The organism is Streptomyces sp. C, from assembly GCF_000158895.1.
GTDB lineage: Bacteria > Actinomycetota > Actinomycetes > Streptomycetales > Streptomycetaceae > Streptomyces > Streptomyces racemochromogenes.
The window spans coordinates 4969127-4985138 of the sequence record NZ_GG657750.1 but is presented as its reverse complement, the minus strand read 5'-3'; the positions used below and the strand labels follow the sequence as shown (position 1 = coordinate 4985138).

At 71.4% G+C, this 16012-nt stretch carries 20 protein-coding genes; 6 read left to right on the top strand and 14 right to left on the bottom strand.

Going from position 1 to position 16012, the window contains the following annotated elements; translation table 11 throughout:
• The first annotated feature begins 216 nt into the window (after nucleotides 1-216).
• Together SSNG_RS22645 and SSNG_RS22640 are read left to right on the top strand one after the other, a co-directional pair.
• Complete coding sequence (locus tag SSNG_RS22645; protein ID WP_042803961.1) at nucleotides 217-1320, top strand: MerR family transcriptional regulator; 1104 nt, start codon at nucleotides 217-219, stop codon at nucleotides 1318-1320.
• A gap of 356 nt (nucleotides 1321-1676) precedes the next feature.
• A complete protein-coding gene (locus tag SSNG_RS22640; protein WP_128637100.1) occupies nucleotides 1677-2036 on the top strand; it encodes a hypothetical protein in 360 nt (119 codons plus the stop codon).
• Between the two features lie 60 nt (nucleotides 2037-2096).
• On the opposite strand, the gene SSNG_RS22635 is transcribed toward SSNG_RS22640, so the two are convergent.
• The 3 genes from SSNG_RS22635 to SSNG_RS22625 form a co-directional block, all read right to left on the bottom strand.
• Nucleotides 2097-2576: a hypothetical protein gene (locus SSNG_RS22635; protein ID WP_042801672.1), complete on the bottom strand. Its 480-nt coding sequence runs from the start codon at nucleotides 2574-2576 to the stop codon at nucleotides 2097-2099.
• Nucleotides 2577-2781: 205 nt separating this feature from the next.
• Nucleotides 2782-3381, bottom strand: a complete 600-nt coding sequence (locus tag SSNG_RS22630; RefSeq protein ID WP_042801671.1) for a hypothetical protein — start codon at nucleotides 3379-3381, stop codon at nucleotides 2782-2784.
• Nucleotides 3382-3473: 92 nt separating this feature from the next.
• Entirely contained in the window at nucleotides 3474-3968 is a 495-nt protein-coding gene (locus tag SSNG_RS22625) for a HAMP domain-containing histidine kinase (protein ID WP_007266219.1), read from the bottom strand.
• A 247-nt stretch (nucleotides 3969-4215) separates the two neighbouring features.
• Here SSNG_RS22625 and SSNG_RS22620 point away from each other — a divergent pair, with 247 nt between their 5' ends.
• The 3 genes from SSNG_RS22620 to SSNG_RS22610 all read left to right on the top strand — a co-directional run bounded on the left by SSNG_RS22620 (nucleotide 4216) and on the right by SSNG_RS22610 (nucleotide 5643).
• Nucleotides 4216-5067, top strand: a complete 852-nt coding sequence (locus tag SSNG_RS22620; protein ID WP_007266218.1) for a helix-turn-helix transcriptional regulator — start codon at nucleotides 4216-4218, stop codon at nucleotides 5065-5067.
• 9 nt (nucleotides 5068-5076) lie between these two features.
• The gene (locus SSNG_RS22615) at nucleotides 5077-5274 is read left to right on the top strand and encodes a hypothetical protein (protein ID WP_007266217.1); all 198 of its coding nucleotides are present in this window, start codon (nucleotides 5077-5079) and stop codon (nucleotides 5272-5274) included.
• A gap of 75 nt (nucleotides 5275-5349) precedes the next feature.
• Nucleotides 5350-5643 (top strand): hypothetical protein, encoded by a 294-nt coding sequence (locus tag SSNG_RS22610; protein ID WP_007266216.1) that lies wholly within the window; start codon nucleotides 5350-5352, stop codon nucleotides 5641-5643.
• A 29-nt stretch (nucleotides 5644-5672) separates the two neighbouring features.
• Here the strand turns inward: SSNG_RS22610 and SSNG_RS44915 are convergent, their stop codons facing one another.
• Nucleotides 5673-6776: a collagen-like protein gene (locus tag SSNG_RS44915; RefSeq protein ID WP_007266215.1), complete on the bottom strand. Its 1104-nt coding sequence runs from the start codon at nucleotides 6774-6776 to the stop codon at nucleotides 5673-5675.
• A 489-nt stretch (nucleotides 6777-7265) separates the two neighbouring features.
• Here SSNG_RS44915 and SSNG_RS22600 point away from each other — a divergent pair, with 489 nt between their 5' ends.
• Complete coding sequence (locus tag SSNG_RS22600; RefSeq protein ID WP_007266214.1) at nucleotides 7266-8321, top strand: M12 family metallopeptidase; 1056 nt, start codon at nucleotides 7266-7268, stop codon at nucleotides 8319-8321.
• Between the two features lie 83 nt (nucleotides 8322-8404).
• On the opposite strand, the gene SSNG_RS22595 is transcribed toward SSNG_RS22600, so the two are convergent.
• The 10 genes from SSNG_RS22595 to SSNG_RS22550 all read right to left on the bottom strand — a co-directional run.
• Nucleotides 8405-9043: an OmpA family protein gene (locus SSNG_RS22595; RefSeq protein ID WP_007266213.1), complete on the bottom strand. Its 639-nt coding sequence runs from the start codon at nucleotides 9041-9043 to the stop codon at nucleotides 8405-8407.
• 4 nt (nucleotides 9044-9047) lie between these two features.
• Complete coding sequence (locus SSNG_RS22590; protein ID WP_007266212.1) at nucleotides 9048-9635, bottom strand: hypothetical protein; 588 nt, start codon at nucleotides 9633-9635, stop codon at nucleotides 9048-9050.
• 29 nt (nucleotides 9636-9664) lie between these two features.
• A complete protein-coding gene (locus SSNG_RS22585) occupies nucleotides 9665-10318 on the bottom strand; it encodes a pilus assembly protein TadG-related protein (protein ID WP_007266211.1) in 654 nt (217 codons plus the stop codon).
• Nucleotides 10315-10515, bottom strand: coding sequence for a hypothetical protein (locus tag SSNG_RS22580; protein WP_007266210.1), 201 nt, complete (start codon nucleotides 10513-10515; stop codon nucleotides 10315-10317). Before SSNG_RS22580 ends, SSNG_RS22585 begins: the two co-directional genes overlap by 4 nt.
• Nucleotides 10516-10625: 110 nt before the next feature.
• Nucleotides 10626-11324 carry a response regulator transcription factor gene (locus tag SSNG_RS22575; RefSeq protein ID WP_007266209.1) on the bottom strand — a complete coding sequence of 233 codons (699 nt, stop codon included), beginning with the start codon at nucleotides 11322-11324 and terminating at the stop codon, nucleotides 10626-10628.
• Entirely contained in the window at nucleotides 11321-12409 is a 1089-nt protein-coding gene (locus SSNG_RS22570; protein ID WP_007266208.1) for a histidine kinase, read from the bottom strand. Before SSNG_RS22570 ends, SSNG_RS22575 begins: the two co-directional genes overlap by 4 nt.
• A gap of 3 nt (nucleotides 12410-12412) precedes the next feature.
• Nucleotides 12413-13315: a DUF5936 domain-containing protein gene (locus SSNG_RS22565; RefSeq protein ID WP_042801670.1), complete on the bottom strand. Its 903-nt coding sequence runs from the start codon at nucleotides 13313-13315 to the stop codon at nucleotides 12413-12415.
• A 16-nt stretch (nucleotides 13316-13331) separates the two neighbouring features.
• Nucleotides 13332-14270: a type II secretion system F family protein gene (locus SSNG_RS22560; protein WP_007266206.1), complete on the bottom strand. Its 939-nt coding sequence runs from the start codon at nucleotides 14268-14270 to the stop codon at nucleotides 13332-13334.
• Complete coding sequence (locus SSNG_RS22555) at nucleotides 14267-15613, bottom strand: CpaF family protein (protein WP_007266205.1); 1347 nt, start codon at nucleotides 15611-15613, stop codon at nucleotides 14267-14269. Before SSNG_RS22555 ends, SSNG_RS22560 begins: the two co-directional genes overlap by 4 nt.
• Nucleotides 15614-15615: 2 nt before the next feature.
• Nucleotides 15616-16012 (bottom strand): TadE/TadG family type IV pilus assembly protein (locus SSNG_RS22550; RefSeq protein ID WP_007266204.1); only part of this gene is annotated, 397 nt, incomplete at its 5' end.

Genomic DNA, 16012 nt, shown 5'->3' with positions numbered 1-16012 from the left:
GCGGCGTCGAGGCGAAGTCCCCTGGCCCACCAGGGGCCAACGGCCCCGGCCCCGGCCCGCTGTTCAGGCGCAGGCCCGCCCGGTCCTGGTCTGCATCCCCCGACATGACGCTCCCCCCATCACGGATGGGTCCGATCATATGCACGGGCATCGTGCAGGGTTGACCCTCGACCTGGTCCAGGGACCAGAGTCCGGGGCGTGGGGAACGAGAACGAGATGCGCAGTATCGGCGAGATGGCCCGGGACAGCGGACTGGGCGTGAGCGCGCTGCGGTTCTACGACGGGGCCGGGGTGCTGGTCCCGGACTGGGTGGACCCGGTGAGCGGGTACCGCTGGTACGGGCCCGGGCAGTTGGACGAGGCGCGGTTGCTGGCGCACCTGCGGCGGGCCGGCATGCCGCTGGCCGACATCCGGCTGGTGACGGCCGGCTGGTCCGGGTCCGACAACGCCCTGGTGCTGAAGCTGCTCTCCGAGCACCTGCTCCGGCTGGAGCGCGGTCTCTCCGACGCGCGCCGCGCGTTCTCCACGGTCCGTGCCCTTCTCGACGCCAGGGAGACCCCGATGAGTTCGACCTTCGCCCACCCGCACACCGCCGCCGTCCGCCTGACCGTGTCCGCGCCCGGGCTGGCCGCCGCGCTGGACGCGGTCCGGTTCGCCGCGAGCACCGATCCGGAGCTGCCGATGCTCGGCGGCGTCCTGTTCGACGCCGAGGGCGGGACGCTGCGGGTCGTCGCCACCGACCGGTACCGGCTGGCCGTTTCGGCGACCGCCGTCACCGGCGCCGGCACCGGGGAGTACGACGGCTCGCGCGTCCAGGCCGTCGTCCCGTCCCCGCTGGTCGACGCGATGCGGGCGCTGCTCGGCGCCGAGGGGTCGGCGGAGCTGCGGGTCGAGGGGGACCGGGTGGTCCTGGAGGCCGGGGAGCGGCAGGCGGGCGGCCGGTGCGGCGGGACCGGCTTCCCCGACTACCGCCGGCTCTCACGGCTGCCGGCCGGGCGCCGGGCCACGGTGGACGTGCCCGCGTTCCGGGAGGCGCTGAGGGGCGGGCCGGTACGCAGCCAGGTGCGGGAGCAGGACGGTGCGGCGTACGACGTGAGCGTGCTGGAGGTGACGGACGGGGGGACGGTCTCGGTCCGCGAGCACGCCTCCCCCGGGGACCGGGTCGGCGTCAACCGCGCCTTCCTGCTGGAGGCCCTGGCCGCGGCGGACCGGGACCGGCTGGTCCTGGAGGCCGGGACCGGCCCCAGGCCGCTGACCATCAGCCGCGGTGACGACGAGGAGACGTACTCGCTGCTCATGCCGGTCCGCGTGGAGGACTGACGGGTGTACCCCCGCGCCCGGGGCGGCATCCGAACCTCGGACGCGATGCCCGGTATGCCGAAACGTTCCGCACCCTCACTTTCGCGCCGAATTTTTACGCCGGGTGAATGGGGAGTGAATTCCTGAGGGTTGTCCCGCAACTACCCGGATGGTCTGTGGTCGCCGTGGCAGACGCCGGAAAACCGGGTGCAGCAGGCCATGGGTGCCCGGCATCATGGCTCACGTGATCATTTGCCGAAAGGGCGATGCCGCGTAGACGGCCGCGCAGGCTGCGCGCCGAACAGCCGGTCTCCCGCGTCTGGGGGCCGACCCCACCGTTCCGGATCCATGGACTCTCCGCGAGGGCGAGCCTGGCCGTGCACCGGGCCGAGCACCTGAGCGACAGCTTCAACATCCACCCGGGTGCCACCGACCGTGCGTTGCGACGGTACCGCGATTTCCTCCACGAGCCGGGCAGACGTCCGCTGTACCCGAGGGAGTCGTTCTGCTCGTGCACCGGGTGTTCCTTCGACGACGTCAGACATGCACGCGACGTGCTGGAGGAGGTGCTGGAGCGGCTGCCGGAACGAGCCCGGGCCGAGCTGGGTCGGCTCGTGAATCCCATGGATGCGGTGTTCTTGCGCCGTACTCTGCCGGACCCGTTCGCGCACCGGCGCCAGTGGCGGGCACGGTTCTGGTGGTACCGCCGCCTGGCCGACAGGTCGGAGTGGGGGTGACGGAACCCGTGGTCGCCCCCTGACGAGGCGGGATGGTCACAGCCGGCAGTACCCGGTGGATCATGGTCGGGGGCCCTCCTGCCGGGTCGGCCGGTGGGCGGCCAGTGCCGTGGAACCGCCCAGGAGTCCCAGGGCGAGCAGGAGCGGCGCCCACGGCGGACCGGCGTCCTCCGGTTCGGGCGACACCCGGCGGCCCGGGTCGTAGGCGACCCGGATCCGTCCGCCCTTCGGGGCCAGCTGCCGGTCGTCCTTGAGTTCGCTCGGGTAGCCGCCCGGGCAGCTCAACACGTGGCGGTAGACGGTCCTGGGCGGGGGCTCGCCCTCACCCAAGGAAACGTCGGTCTTCTCGTGGAGCTCGGAGACCACACAGTCTGCGACCTCCCCGCGCGCGGCCGTCCGGTCGGCGAGCGCCACCGCCGTCAACAGCCCCAGAGCCAGAAGGATCGCCCCGAAGACACCGGCGCTGCCCCCGACGAGCCGGAGGTAGCCGACCCCGGCGCCCACGACCAGTACCGCGCCGAACCCGACGGCGACCGTCATGGAGGGCGCGGACGTCCCACTCAAGCACCAGCGCGCCCAGCCGTACACCACGACTGAGGCAGTCACCACGAGCGCGGCACCAGCCACACGAGAACCCGTCCCGGGCTCCGTCCCGTCCATGTGCACCACCCCCGGAATGGGACGCGACGGACTCCCCTCCGGTTGCCGAGCCGGTCACGCCCGCCCCTCATTCACGGGACAGGCCTCAGGCCGCCCGCAGGGCCGCGGAAAGGGCGGGGAGGGAGTCGGCCGAGGCGTACACGGTCCTGGCGTCGACCACGCCGGCGGCGCCCAGGTCCAGGCGTACCGGCGGGTCCAGGCGCACGGCCACGTCCAGCGAGCCGCCCACCGAGCAGGCCACCGCCTCCGGCTCCTCCGGCACGGGCCGCGGCCCCCGGCCGCCCACGGTCCGGATGACGGGCGCCACGGACCGGACCGCCGAGCGCGGCAGCGTCACCTCTCCGAGGAACCCGGTGCGCAGGACCAGCCGTTCGCCGTCCACCTGGTGTGGATGCCGGACCAGGGCTGCCACCAGGGCGAGCCCGCCCGTGATCAGCAGCACCTCCAGTGCCGCGTGGGCGGGCCGGAGCGGGGGCGGGATCATCGAGGACACGAGGAAGGAGGTCACGATCTCGATGGCGACCAGCGGCAGCACCAGCTGCCGCACCCCGGCCGAGTGCCGCACCCCTGGCACCGCCGGCCGCCGCAGGACCACCTCCACCAGCGACCGCACCCACACCCGCGCCACACCGGCCTTGCCGGGCCCGGCCGTCACCATCCCCGTCACCCACTCCGTCGCGGTCACGCGCCCGCCCCCCTCGCCGACTCCATCTCCTCCTACCCTGGGCCGAGTTGGGGCGGGACGACAGTGACAAACGTCAGCGACGTCCGCGACGCTCAGGCCGGCAGCGGCAGCGTGGCCCAGGTCCGCGTCCCGCCACCGGGCTCCCGCGAGGGGCCGACGCCCCACTCCCCGCCGTGGTCGCGCACGAGCGCGGCGAAGACCCGGAGGGTGGCCCGGCGGCGGGCTTCGCAGAGGGCGGCGAGGCGGGGGTGGGCGTACGCGGAGTGGCCGTCGTAGACGATCAGGCGGAGGGCGTCGTCGCGGTGCCGGAGGGAGAGGTAGGCCTCCCCGTACGGATCCATCCGCCAGGCGGAGCCCATGAGTTCGGAGGCCGCCTGGACGGCGGTGGGTTCGAGCGGATCGAGCGCGTACGCCCGCAGCGCGGCCCGCACCACGTGCCGCGCGATCCCGGCGGACCGGGCGGAGGCGGGCAGCGTGACGCTGCACGACAGCCCGGACGGCTCGACGGGGTCGCCCTCGGGGGCGACGGGGCACGAGGCGGGGGCGGCGTAGAGGTTCGCGGTGAAGGGGTTGAGCGGGCTGAGCATCTTCGGCTCCCAAGTCGTCGACTGTGACGGCGGATTGGCATCGGAAGCTCGACGCGCACGGTTGGCTCAGGCGGGCGGGGAGGTGGCTCGTCGCCGAGGCCGAGGCATGCTGCGGCGATGCACTTCGACTCCCCTGCGTGAGCGGTGCGCTACCGAATGTAGCGCGATCGGTGGGCTATTGGCCACCCGCCTGTGGGATTGAGCAACCCCGTGGATCCGATGGGCCGCGACACGGCAGACTGCACCCATGCCGCCACGTACCTCGCCGACTGAACGGCAGAAGCGACTGGGCGCCGAGCTGCGCAGGATGAGACTCGCAGCTGACGTATCGGCCGAATCCGCTGCCGGGTTGCTCGGCATCGACCGGTCCAAGGTCTCCGCCATCGAGCAGGGGATCCGCGCCATCAGCGAGGAGCGTCTACGCTCGCTGGCCTGCCACTGCGACTGCGGGGACGAGAAGTACATCGACGCCCTCGTCGCCATGGCGCAGAACCGCAAGCGCGGCTGGTGGGAGCGCTACCGGGGTTCCCTGTCGGCTGCCGTGCTCGACATCGCCGAGCTGGAGTCACACGCGACGCGGATGCGGTGCGCGCATTCGGTCCACATCCCCGGTCTGCTGCAGACCAGCGAACACGCCATGGCCCTCTTCCGCTTCGTGGTACCGCCCCTCCCGGAGGAGCAGGTGAGGCTGCGTTTGGCGCATCGGCTGGAGCGCCAGCGGGTCCTGGAGGGCGCGACGGCACCCGAGTACGCCACCGTCGTGCACGAGTCGGCGCTGCGCATGCAGTTCGGCGGACGCAAAGTGGCACGGGCTCAGCTGGAGTACCTGGTTCACATGTCCGAACGGGAGAACATCATCCTCCGCGTTCTCACCTTCGAGGCGGGAGGCTTCCCCGGCGCAGGCCAGACGGTCAACTACCTGGAAGGGCCCATTCCCCAGCTCGACACCGTGCAGGTCGACAGCACGCACGGCCCCGACTTCCTGCACACCGAAGCCCAACTGGCGAAATACCGTGCCCAGCTGGACTGGACGGAGCGGCTCAGCCTCCCGCCCGCCGCGTCCCGGGACTTCATCCACGACCTGGCCCAACAACTCTGAGAGGACACCATGGCTGACATCACCTGGGAAGACGCCTTCTGCGGCGAAGGAGCGAGCTGCTACCGGATCGGGGTGGACGGGGACGGCAACAGCTACATCGCCGTCGCGGGACAGGAGGACCGCCCGCTCACGGACAGCCGGGCGGCCCTGTCGGCCCTGATCCGAGACATCAAGGCCGGCAAGGCGGACCACCTGCTGGACGGCTGACCCCGACCGTCTCGCCGGCGGGCACCGGGCGGCGTAGCGTCGTACCCGGGGGCGATCAGGAAGCGAGGGGTCGCCATGGCCGTTCTGGTGCAGAACACGGGCGCGGGATGGGACCGGGAGCTCTACCAGACCCTGCACGACCGCGTACTCCCCGACGTCACGAAACCGCCCGCCGGACTCATCTCCCACGCGGCGATGCCCGGCGACCCGGACGGGTGGGTGGTCATCGACGTGTGGGAGTCAACGGAGGACTACCAGCGGTTCCTGGAGGACGTGCTCATCCCCGCCTCGCAGGAACTCGGGACGCCGCAGTTCGACACGAAGATCGTGGAGATCTACAACCTGATGGTCCCCCCGCACCCCATCTGAGGGTTCGCCTCCTGCCGCGACACGCCGCTTCAGCGCTTCCCGCTCTTGGCGAGGGGAGGTGGCGGGGTGGATCCCGGCGGCTGCGGCACGGCCGCGTTCCAGATCCGGGTGGTGGGACAGGCGAGGAGGTCCGGTTCGCCGCGGACCACGGGGCAGGTGGTCTCGTAGATCTCCCCGGTGGTGGTGACCACCTCGACGATGACCTCGTTGCTGGTCTCCGCGATCGTGATGCCGCAGGGGTTGGGCGGGTAGCCCGTGGAGTTCCCGGAGAGGTTGTACCAGGTGTAGGCGGGCTGCGTGGGGTTGTTGGCGTTGAAGTCGTAGACGCCGGCCAGCGCGGTGCCGTTGGGCAGCAGGACGGCCTTGTACTTGACCTCGTTCTCGTCCCACGAGGTCGACACGTCGACGCACGGCCCGGTGGGACCGACCGGCCCCTGCGCGCCGGTCGCACCCGTCTCGCCCCGCGGGCCCTGAGCCCCCGTCGCACCCGTCTCGCCCTGCGGACCCTGCGGGCCCTGAGCCCCGGTCCCACCCTGGGGGCCCTGGGCCCCGGTCGCACCCGTCTCGCCCTGCGGGCCCTGCGCGCCGGCCGGGCCCTGGGCACCGGTGTCGCCCTTGGGGCCCTGGGCGCCGGTCGCGCCCGTCTCGCCCCGCGGGCCCTGCGCACCCGCCGGACCCTGTGATCCGGTATCGCCCTTGGGGCCCTGGGCGCCCGTCGCGCCCGTCTCGCCCTGCGCGCCCGCCGGACCCTGTGATCCAGTCTCGCCCTTGGGGCCGGCCGGCCCCTGCTCACCGGGCGGGCCCTGGGGGCCCTCCGGTCCCTGCGGGCCGGGGATGCCCTTCGGGGGGCACTTGTCCTGGCGCCGGGTGCCGTAATCGTCGTTGTCGTCGTCCTCGGAGCCCTCGTCCCTTGACTCCTCGCCCTGCGACGGACGGCCGTCGGGGTGGTCGTGCGAGCCGCACGGGTTGCTCACACCGGCCGCGGCCGGTACCGCCGGCGTCCCCGCCGCGACGGCCGGGCCCGCCACGCCCACGAGTACCAGCGAGAGGGACACCAGCGCGCCTCCCGCGGTCCAGGCCCGACTGCGGGCGACGGTACCCAGGAGGGACGTGGCCCTGTGCTCACGACTCATCGAAGCGCTCCTCCGGAAGGAAAGGGGTATGAACGTCCTTGGGATAAACGGACAACAACCCCGGCGCCTTGAGTCCGGAGGAGCCGACGTCAGCAGATCGGCCTACACACGCCCCACGAACGGACGCACCAACGCACCACCGCGCAGTGCCTGGCCGGCCGCGCCGCAGGGGAAGGTGATCTCGACCCGGCGGTTCTTCCGCCGGTCGCCGTCCGCCCGGGATGCACGGCAGCGGCATCAGGAGCAGCATGAAATCAGGGGAATCGGTTCGACCCTGATCCGTCAACGGTAATCACTCGTCGAACATTCCACCACTCATACGCCAGATGAGGATTGACCCTTCAACGGTCAATCACCAACGGCCCGGGCGCAACCCGGGAATGCCGGAACCAACACAGGCGATGGGATGTTTCGCCATGTCCTTCCCCGGTGCCGTGAACGTGGACGTGTGAGTACACGCGTCGCGAACACGAAGTCAGGAGCACCACCATGGCCACTCAGCAGGAGGAGACTGCCCGGCGGTACTGCGCCCAGCCTCCGCAGAGAATCCCCGAACTACCCCCGGACCTGAGCCTTCCCCGGACCAGGGCGATACTTGCCAACCGGTCGAAGTGGGTGAACGGCACCCAAGTGCGGTACAGCTTCCTCGACGGCACCGGCAACGGTGTGGCGAAGGCGTGGCTGACGGAGGTCCACAACGGTTTCGAGGAGTGGGAAAGCCTCGGGATCGGGCTGCGGTTCCGTCCCGAGGACAACCCTCCGGAATCGGAGATCCGGATCACCTTCGCCGATGACGGGTCCTGGTCCTACGTGGGTACGGACTGCCTCGGCATCGGTTCCGGAGAGGCCACGATGAACTTCGGGTGGGACCCGACCACGCCTTACGGCAAAGCCACGGTCCGGCACGAGATAGGGCACGCGATCGGCTTCTGCCATGAACACCAGAACCCGTTCGCCGGCATCGAGTGGGACGAGGACGAGGTCTACCGCTACATGGCGGGCTCGCCCAATTTCTGGCCGCGGGAGACGACCTACCACAACATCATCCGCAAGCTCTCCACGCACCAGGTGGCCGGCTCGAAGTGGGACGTGAAGTCGGTCATGGAGTACGGCTTCGAACCCGGCCTGATCAAGACGCCGGAGGAATATCGGAACGCCGGGATCCCTTCCCCGCTCAAGCTGTCCGATCAGGACAAGGAGTACGTGCGCACCTGGTATCCGCCGCTGTCGCCCCACGTGCCCGAGCTGAAGCCGTTCCAGTCGGCGGTCCTGGGCCTCGGCACGGGAGAGCAGGCCGATTTCGAGGTGGTCCCCGATGCCAGTCAGACCTACCGGTTCGGGACCTTCGGCAACGCCGACGTGAAGATGGTCCTCTTCGAGGCGGCCGGCGGTGAGGACCTCCGCTTCGTCACCGGAGAGGACGACAGCGGCGAGGACCGCAACGGCCGCTTCGAGGTCAAGCTCTTCGCGGGCCGCCGTTACGTCCTCCGCGTCCGGATGTACTCCACCTGGGGTGCCGGGGGCGCGTCGGTCATGTACTGGTGACCGTCGCCGTCCCCCTCGCCGTCCCCCTCGCCGTCACTGTCGGCGGGGCCTGCTCCCCACGGGGGGGACGGTCCCGCCGACGCCTAGCCGGGCGCGCCGCGGGGGAAGGTGATCTCGACCCGGCGGTTCTTCTTGCGGCCTTCCTCGGTGCTGTTGTCGGCGATCGGGTAGTCCTCGCTGTAGCCGCGGACGTCGTAGGTGACGGCGGGGTTGGTGACGGTCTTGGCCAGCTCGGCCTGGACGGCGTCGGCGCGTTGCTTGGAGAGTTCCTTGCCGTGTTCGTAGCTGCCCTGGTCGTCGGTGAAGCCGAAGACTCGGATGCGGGTGGCCTTCTGGGTGTTGATCTCCTGCGCGATGGCCTGGATGCGGGAGGCGGCCTGGGCGTTGAAGACGGCGCTGTTCTCCGGGAAGAGGACCTCGGACTGCAGGGCCATCATGACGTTCTGGTTGGTTTCCTGACGGCGCTGCTCACCGCCGAGGTCTTCGACGACTTCGGCGATGTCGAGCACCTTGATGGGGGCGAGGGTGCCGCCCTGGGGGATCTTGAGGCCGGGGGCGTTGGAGTCGATCGGCACGGGCGCGGCGGCCGACGGCTCCGTGCCGGGCGGCACGGAGGGCTTGGGGTCGTCGGCGTGGGCGCTTGTCGCGCCGAGGAGGTGGGTGCCGGCGATGACGAGCCCGGCTACGGCTGTGGCTGCGGCTACGCGGTGGCGTTGTGTCATGGGGTCACCCGGAGAGTTTGACGGTGGCCGTGGCGAAGGTGGGCATGTTGAAGTCCACCTGATTCGTGCTGGTTGGCGGTGCAGGAAACTGCGCGAAGAACGGCACTGTCTGGCCGGCCTCAATGATGGTCAATCCCGTGGTGCACAGACACCTGCCCTCCGTGTCCCGCAACACGTAGTAGCGCTTCTTGCCCGCCTTGTCGACGAGTGTCACGCCGGCGACGGAGGAACCGCTGCTGTTGAGTTCGTTGCCCCGCCACGCCGCAGTGCTGCCGAAGGCCTGACTGCCCGTGTTCTTGAGCTGCCCGCTGATCGTGAGGAAGCCGCCTGCATCGCGCACGGCCGAGTTGATGGTGAGAGTCATGCCCTGCTCGCCGTTGACCGTTGCGAGCACCTCCGTCGGGGCGGGCTTGGGCTCACCGCTCGGCGCCTGCGGTTTGGAGGAGTCTCCCTGCGACTTCGCCGACGAAGGCCCCGGGGCGGCCTTGGGCTTGTCGTCTCCCCCGCCGCACCCCGCCACCGTGATCGCCAGAACGACCGCAGCCACGGCAGCCACTCCCCCGCGAACCTTCACCGAGTGCCGAGTGCTCATCTACGCAGCTTCCTTATCTCGTGTACGTGTCAATCGATCAGCCGGACCGTGAACAGGGCCTTCGCCAGCTTGCTCAGTGAGCCCGGATGCGCCAGGTCCAAAGTGAGTGGCTCCCCGTCGCAGACGAACTTGACGCTTCCCGCCCCCGGCGTGGAGCTCGGGCTCGGACTCGGGCTCGACGTCGGGTCCGGGGTCGGTGTGGGCGTCGGAGGAGTCGGGACCGAGGCCAGCGAACACCGGGGCTTGATACGTGCCTTGGCCGTGGCCTTGCCGTGAACGCCCTCAGTGCCCGGCACCACGGACTCCCCGACGGTCCCGTTCGTGGTCACGGTGACACTGACTACCGGGAGGGCCGCTTCACATTCGGCGACGGCATCGTTCAGAGCCGCGAACTCGGCCGCCTTGGCACATGCTCCGCGCCCCGTGAGCAGGTCACCGTCCACGAGCTTCGCCCAGTCCGTCGGCGTGAGGCCGAGCAGGTCGAGCCCCGTGAAGGTGTTGTCCCTGGCCTCCCCGGCCGCGGCGAGGGCAGCAGCGTCCGCAGCACCCTGCGCATTGCTGCGCGTCACCCCTGCCTGGCCTACGACGAAGAAGGCCAGGGCCGCGAAAAGCAGGCCCACCACCACCACGATGTAGACGGGGAACGCCTGCCCCCGCTCGTCCCGCAGCCCCTGCCGCCTCACTTCCCGGCAGTGATGCTCGCGACCGCAGTGGTGATCTTGTTCGTGATGGCCTGCCCGATACCCGTACCGACGATCGCCCCGATGATCACCACGACCACCAGGATGATCCCCAGGTACTCGAACGCCGTCTGCCCGCGATCCCTCGCGCCCTTGCCCGCGTACCGCTTCCGCAACCTGGCCAGCGTGTTGTTCGACATAGGGGGTCCCTCCCGGTCCGGTTCCGCTGTCGATCTGCGGACGGTACGGGGAGTGACGAGAGATAACCAAGGGTCCCGGGGCCCAAATACGGTCCCATTGCGCACGGCGTCTACCCACGACCGGTCACCCCCGGACGGGCGGTTCCCAGCCAGCGGGCTATCGCCTCGCTGCGGCTCGTGCTCTGGAGCTTCGCGAAGATGCGGTTGATGTGGTTCTTGACCGTCTTCTCGCTGATGAAGCAGGCGCCGGCGATCTGCTGGTTGTTCATGCCGGACGCGATCAGGTCCATGATCTCCACCTCCCGCGAACTCAGCCCGAAGACAACGGAGTTGTGCACGCGCTCCGTCGACTGTGCCACAGAAGGTTGCGTTTGCGAAGAGGATCGCAGCTCCGCGAGGACCGCGGTGGCCGCCGTCGGGGTGAAGTGGGCTCGGCCGTCGCGGGCGTCCCGTACGGCCCGGACCAGTTCGTCCGCGGTGAACTCGCCGTGGATCAGGTAGCCGACCGCGCCCAGGAGGAGGGCCTCGCGGACGACCTCCGACTCCTGGCTGTACGTCAGCATCAGGACCGGCGCCAGGCACACCAGGTGCGGCAGCGCCGAGATGCCGTCCACCCCCGGCATCCGGACGTCCAGCAGGATCACGTCCGGGGCGTGGAGCCGCGTCAGGTGCAGGGCCTCCCTGCCGTCTCGGGCCTGCGCCACCACCCGGAGGTCCCCCGCGGTGGCCAGCAGCGCGCTCAGCCCGGCCCGCACCACCGGGTTGTCGTCGGCGATCAGGACGTCGATCCGGGTCGGAGTCAGGGTCATCGGATCCCCTCCAGCGGGAGCGAGAGACGGACACGGGTGCCCGGGCGGCCGGACGGGCGGGGGCCCAGGGACAGGGCGGCTCCGATCGCCGCCGCGCGTTCCCGCATTCCGCGCACGCCGAAGTGGCCCGCGGAGGGGAGCTGCGCCGGCAGGCCCCGGCCGTCGTCCTCCACCGAGACGGTGAGGTGCGTACCGGTCGCCGAGACGGTGAGCAGGGTCTCCGACGCCCCCGCGTGGCGGCGTACGTTCTCCACCGCCTCGGCGGCCACGGCGACCACGTGCCGGGCCACGGACGGAGGCAGGGCCGGGACCGCGCCCGTGACCCGGACCCGCGCGTCCAGCGCCTGCAGCGCCGGGAGGAGGAGGACGGGCTCGGCCCGCAGGTCCGTCAGCAGGGCACGGGACTCGGAGGCCGCGCGGCGGGCCGCCGAGGCCACCTGCTCGGCCTGGGCACGGATCGACGCCGGGTCCGGGGTACGCGCGAGCGCGTCCGCGGCCAGGGCCAGGCCGTGCAGGGTCTTGGAGACCGAGTCGTGCATCTCCCGCGCCAGCCGTTCCCGCTCCTCCCGGACCGCCTCGGCCGCCGTCAGCCGTGCCCGGGTCTCGGAGAGGCGGAAGAGGAAGTCGCGGACCGAGGAGCCCGCCGCGCCGGAGAGGACGCACAGGAAGGAGAGGACCAGGCCGCCTCCGAGGGCGGCCACCACCACCGTCTGCGCCGCCGCGAAGACCGCCGAGCCCCGCCAGCCGTACACCAGCCCGGAGAGGAGGGGGGTGCCCAGGGCCACCAGGCCCAGCGGCGACGACGGGGTCGCGGTGACCAGCAGCAGCGCGCCCACCGCCATGTCCGCCGCCAGCAGCCACCGGTGGCGCAGCAGCAGCGGGCCGAGGCGCTCCCAGTCGCGGAACAGGGCGTACGAGAGGAGGAAGGTGAGGGCGACGGAGGTCGCCACCAGGTACGTGGGGGCGCCGGGGGCCGTCCGGCCCAGGGCGAGCGGGGCGCCCAGGGGGATCATGACCAGCCGGACCGCGAAGACCTGCCTGCACAGGGCCTGGAGGGCGTTGGCTTCCAGGCGTTCCGGGAACATGGCTCAGCCGCCCCCCAGCAGCGCGCCGAAGTCGACGTTCGCGCCGTAGACGAAGCCGCAGACGAGGAGGATCAGGGTCCCGGGCAGCATGAACATGGTCACCGCGAAGGTGGCCTTCGGGACGGCCCGGGCGGCGCGCCGGCGGGCGTTCTGGGCGTCCGTGCGCCGCATGTCCTCGGCGATGGCGATCAGGGTCTCCACGATCGGGGAGCCCAGCTCCTCTCCCTGCTGGAGGGCGGTGACGAACTGCGCGACCTGCTCGGAGTCGTTGCGGCGGCGGAGCTCGTCGAAGGCCTGGCGGCGGCTGACGCCCATGTCCATCTGCTGGAGCGTGATCCGGATCTCGTCCGCCCACGGGCCCTCGTACTTGCCCGCGACGCGTTCGAGGGCCTGGCGGAAGCCCAGCCCGGCGCTGACGACGACCGCGAGGACGTCGAGGAAGTCCGGCAGGGTCCGCTCGATGTTGTCCCGGCGGATCCGGATCGCCGACCACAGCCCGGCCTCGATCCAGAACAGCCCGAAGGCGATCATGAGGAGGGCGGGGACGAGCTTGCCGTTCATCAGCATCGCGAGGGCGCCGAGGCCGCCGAGGAAGCCGTAGACCGCGCGCCGGGCGGCGTAGCGGTCGATGGTGAGGCCGGCCGGATTGCCCGCCATGTCGATCTGGCGGCGCTTGCGGGCCACCTGCTTGGGCCCCATCAGCCGCAGCACCAGCGGCGCCCAGCGGATGCCGAGGCGGTCGACGACGGAGCCGACGGCGGTCGTGCGGGTGGCGCCGACCTCCAGGGCGAGGGCGAGGTCGGTCGGGAGTTTGACGTCGGCGCGGTAGAGCCGGACGCCGTGGAGGATCCCGAAGACGGACAGGGCGGCTGCCAGGGCCAGGAGGAAGGGGAGGTAGGTGTTCATCGCGGCGGCCGGCCCCTCAGACGTCGATCTTCGACAGGCGGCGGATGAGGACGAACCCGAGGGTGAAGAGGCCGAGCGCGATCAGCACCGCCGTCTGCCCGATCCAGGCGCCCGTCATCCGGTCCAGCGCGCCCGGCATCATCAGGTCGACGAGGAGGAGGGAGCCGAGTCCGATCGCCGGGACGAGGTACGCGGTCACGGTGACCTGCGAGAGCTGCGTACGGATCTCCCTGCGCGTCTCCTTGCGCTGCTCCAGCGTCACCGTCAGGTTCCGCAGGCTGCCGACGATGGCGCCGCCCGCCCGGGCGGACAGCACGAGGGTGGAGACGAGGACGACCAGCTCGCGGGACGGGAGCCGCTCGACGATCTCCCCGAGCGCCTCCTCGATGGAGTGGCCGACCGCGAGCCGGTCCGCGACCCGGGACAGCTCCTCCCCGGCCGGGGCCTCCAGCTCCTCCGCCGCGATCCCGATGGCCGTGCGCAGGGCGAGCCCGGCCTGGGTGGCGTTGGCGAGGATGCGGGCCAGCTCGGGCAGCTGGTTGATGAACCGCTCCGTACGCCGGGCCCGCTGCCAGTTGAGGAAGGCGTTGGCGGCCCACAGCCCGATCAGGCCGGCCACCGGGCCGAAGAAGGGCGCGAGGAGGGAGGCGGAGACCAGCCACACCCCGGCGACGGCCATCAGCACGTACGCGAAGAACTCGCCCGGGGTGAGGTCCAGGCCGGTGGTCGCCAGCTTCAGTTCGATGCGCCGGCCCAGCTGCGTCCTGCGCAGGCGCCGGTCGAGGCCCTGGAAGCGACGCCTGCGCCCGACGGGGTCGGGGGCGCCCTCGGCGGAGAGCCGGTCGATGAGGGCGGCGCGCTGGGCGAGCCCGGCCGAGTACGCGTGCACGCCGAGGGACACGAACAGGCCCGCCAGCAGCGTGGCGCCGAGGGTGAGGAGGACGAGGTTCGTCACAGCACGGTCCGGGAGGTCAGCGGGTCGAGGTGGTCCTCCGGCGGGGCGACCCCGAAGGCCTGGGGGATGGGCTGGTTGCTCATGTAGAGGCGCTCCGCGATCCGGCGGGGCAGCGGGGCGTAGGCGAAGTAGCCGTGCACGCGCCCGTCGGCCCCCATGGGCTGGGCGATGTAGCGGCACACGGTGGTGATCCGGAACGGCTCGCGGCCGTGGGAGTCGAGGATGGAGATCTCCGTGACGCGGCGCGAGCCGTCGCCGAAGCGGGTGAGCTGGACGATGACGTTGACGGCGCTGTTGATCTGGTCCTGGAGGGCCTCGAAGGGGATCTCGACCTCGGACATGGAGGCGAGGGTCTGGAGGCGCATCAGGGCGTCCTGCGAGCTGTTGGCGTGGACGGTGGCGAGGGAGCCGTCGTGGCCGGTGGACATCGCCTGGAGCATGTCGAGGGTCTCGCCGCCGCGGACCTCGCCGACGATGATGCGGTCGGGGCGCATGCGCAGGGAGTTGCGTACGAGGTCGCGGATGGTGATCTGGCCCTTGCCCTCCACGTTCGCGGGCCGGGATTCGAGGCGGATGACGTGCGCCTGCTGGAGCTGGAGCTCGGCGGAGTCCTCGATGGTGATGACGCGCTCGCCCTCGGGGATCAGTCCGGAGAGGGCGTTGAGGAGGGTGGTCTTGCCGGTGCCGGTGGCGCCGGAGACGATCAGGTTCATCTTCGCCTGGACCAGCCCGGAGAGCAGGAGCAGCATCTGCTCGTCGAGGGAGCCGAGGGCGATCATCTCGTGCAGGGTGAAGGCGCGCGGGAAGCGGCGGATGGTGAGGGTCGCGCCGGTGAGGGAGAGCGGCGGGATGATGACGTTGACGCGCTCGCCGCTGGGCAGGCGCGCGTCGACCATCGGATTGGCCTCGTCCACGCGCCGGTTGACGGTGGAGACGATGCGCTCGATGGTCTGCATCAGCTGCTCGTGCGAGGCGAAGCGGATGGGGAGCTGCTCGACCCGGCCGGAGCGCTCCACGAAGATCTGGTCGGGGCCGTTGACCATGATCTCGGAGACGGAGGCGTCTTCGAGGAGCGGTTCGAGCACGCCGAGGCCGAGCGCCTCGTCGACGACGCGGCGGATCAGCTGGGCGCGTTCGGCGGTGGAGAGGACGGGGCCCTCGCGGCTGATGATGTGCCCGAGCACGCGCTCCAGGCGCGCCCGGCGCTCGGCGGGCGCGAGCGCGGACATCTCGGCGAGGTCGATCTCCTCCAGCAGCTTGGCGCGGTAGGAGGAGACGAGCCGGCCGTCCTCGCGGGGGCTGTGGCGGTCGTCGGGGGTGTTGACCCGGGAACGCAGGCTCATGGTCACGGTCCCTTCGGGTCGTCGTTGGGCATCACGGCAGTGGCCTTGGCCGGGTCGACGGACAGGCCGGGCACGATCGAGTTGATGGAGATGGTCACGGTGGCGGTGACGGCGTCGGCGCTCTTGCTGATGGCCACCTCGGCCGTGAGGCCGCCCCGGACGGCCGCCTGGCCGGCGGCCGCGCCGCCCGAGCCCTTGCGGGCCTCCACGCGGGCCGCCGTGCGGGCGGCGGTGTCGGCCTGTTCGTGGACGTACGCGATCCAGCCCAGCTGGATCCCGCACAGCGCGACGAACAGCAGGATCGGTACGAAGCCGATGTACTCCAGGGCGACCTGGCCCCGGTCGCCCCGGCGGCCCGCCCTCGCCGCGGGACCGCCTGCGCCGGGCGCGGGCGGGCCG

Bases quoted from the DNA above. Each gene is read 5' to 3' on its own strand.
- SSNG_RS22645 (WP_042803961.1), top strand. From the start codon at position 217: ATGCGCAGTATCGGCGAGATGGCCCGGGACAGCGGACTGGGCGTGAGC.
- SSNG_RS22635 (WP_042801672.1), bottom strand. From the start codon at position 2,576: ATGACGGTCGCCGTCGGGTTCGGCGCGGTACTGGTCGTGGGCGCCGGG.
- SSNG_RS22625 (WP_007266219.1), bottom strand. From the start codon at position 3,968: ATGCTCAGCCCGCTCAACCCCTTCACCGCGAACCTCTACGCCGCCCCC.
- SSNG_RS22620 (WP_007266218.1), top strand. From the start codon at position 4,216: ATGCCGCCACGTACCTCGCCGACTGAACGGCAGAAGCGACTGGGCGCC.
- SSNG_RS22615 (WP_007266217.1), top strand. From the start codon at position 5,077: ATGGCTGACATCACCTGGGAAGACGCCTTCTGCGGCGAAGGAGCGAGC.
- SSNG_RS22610 (WP_007266216.1), top strand. From the start codon at position 5,350: ATGGCCGTTCTGGTGCAGAACACGGGCGCGGGATGGGACCGGGAGCTC.
- SSNG_RS44915 (WP_007266215.1), bottom strand. From the start codon at position 6,776: ATGAGTCGTGAGCACAGGGCCACGTCCCTCCTGGGTACCGTCGCCCGC.
- SSNG_RS22600 (WP_007266214.1), top strand. From the start codon at position 7,266: ATGGCCACTCAGCAGGAGGAGACTGCCCGGCGGTACTGCGCCCAGCCT.
- SSNG_RS22595 (WP_007266213.1), bottom strand. From the start codon at position 9,043: ATGACACAACGCCACCGCGTAGCCGCAGCCACAGCCGTAGCCGGGCTC.
- SSNG_RS22590 (WP_007266212.1), bottom strand. From the start codon at position 9,635: ATGAGCACTCGGCACTCGGTGAAGGTTCGCGGGGGAGTGGCTGCCGTG.
- SSNG_RS22580 (WP_007266210.1), bottom strand. From the start codon at position 10,515: ATGTCGAACAACACGCTGGCCAGGTTGCGGAAGCGGTACGCGGGCAAG.
- SSNG_RS22575 (WP_007266209.1), bottom strand. From the start codon at position 11,324: ATGACCCTGACTCCGACCCGGATCGACGTCCTGATCGCCGACGACAAC.
- SSNG_RS22570 (WP_007266208.1), bottom strand. From the start codon at position 12,409: ATGTTCCCGGAACGCCTGGAAGCCAACGCCCTCCAGGCCCTGTGCAGG.
- SSNG_RS22565 (WP_042801670.1), bottom strand. From the start codon at position 13,315: ATGAACACCTACCTCCCCTTCCTCCTGGCCCTGGCAGCCGCCCTGTCC.
- SSNG_RS22555 (WP_007266205.1), bottom strand. From the start codon at position 15,613: ATGAGCCTGCGTTCCCGGGTCAACACCCCCGACGACCGCCACAGCCCC.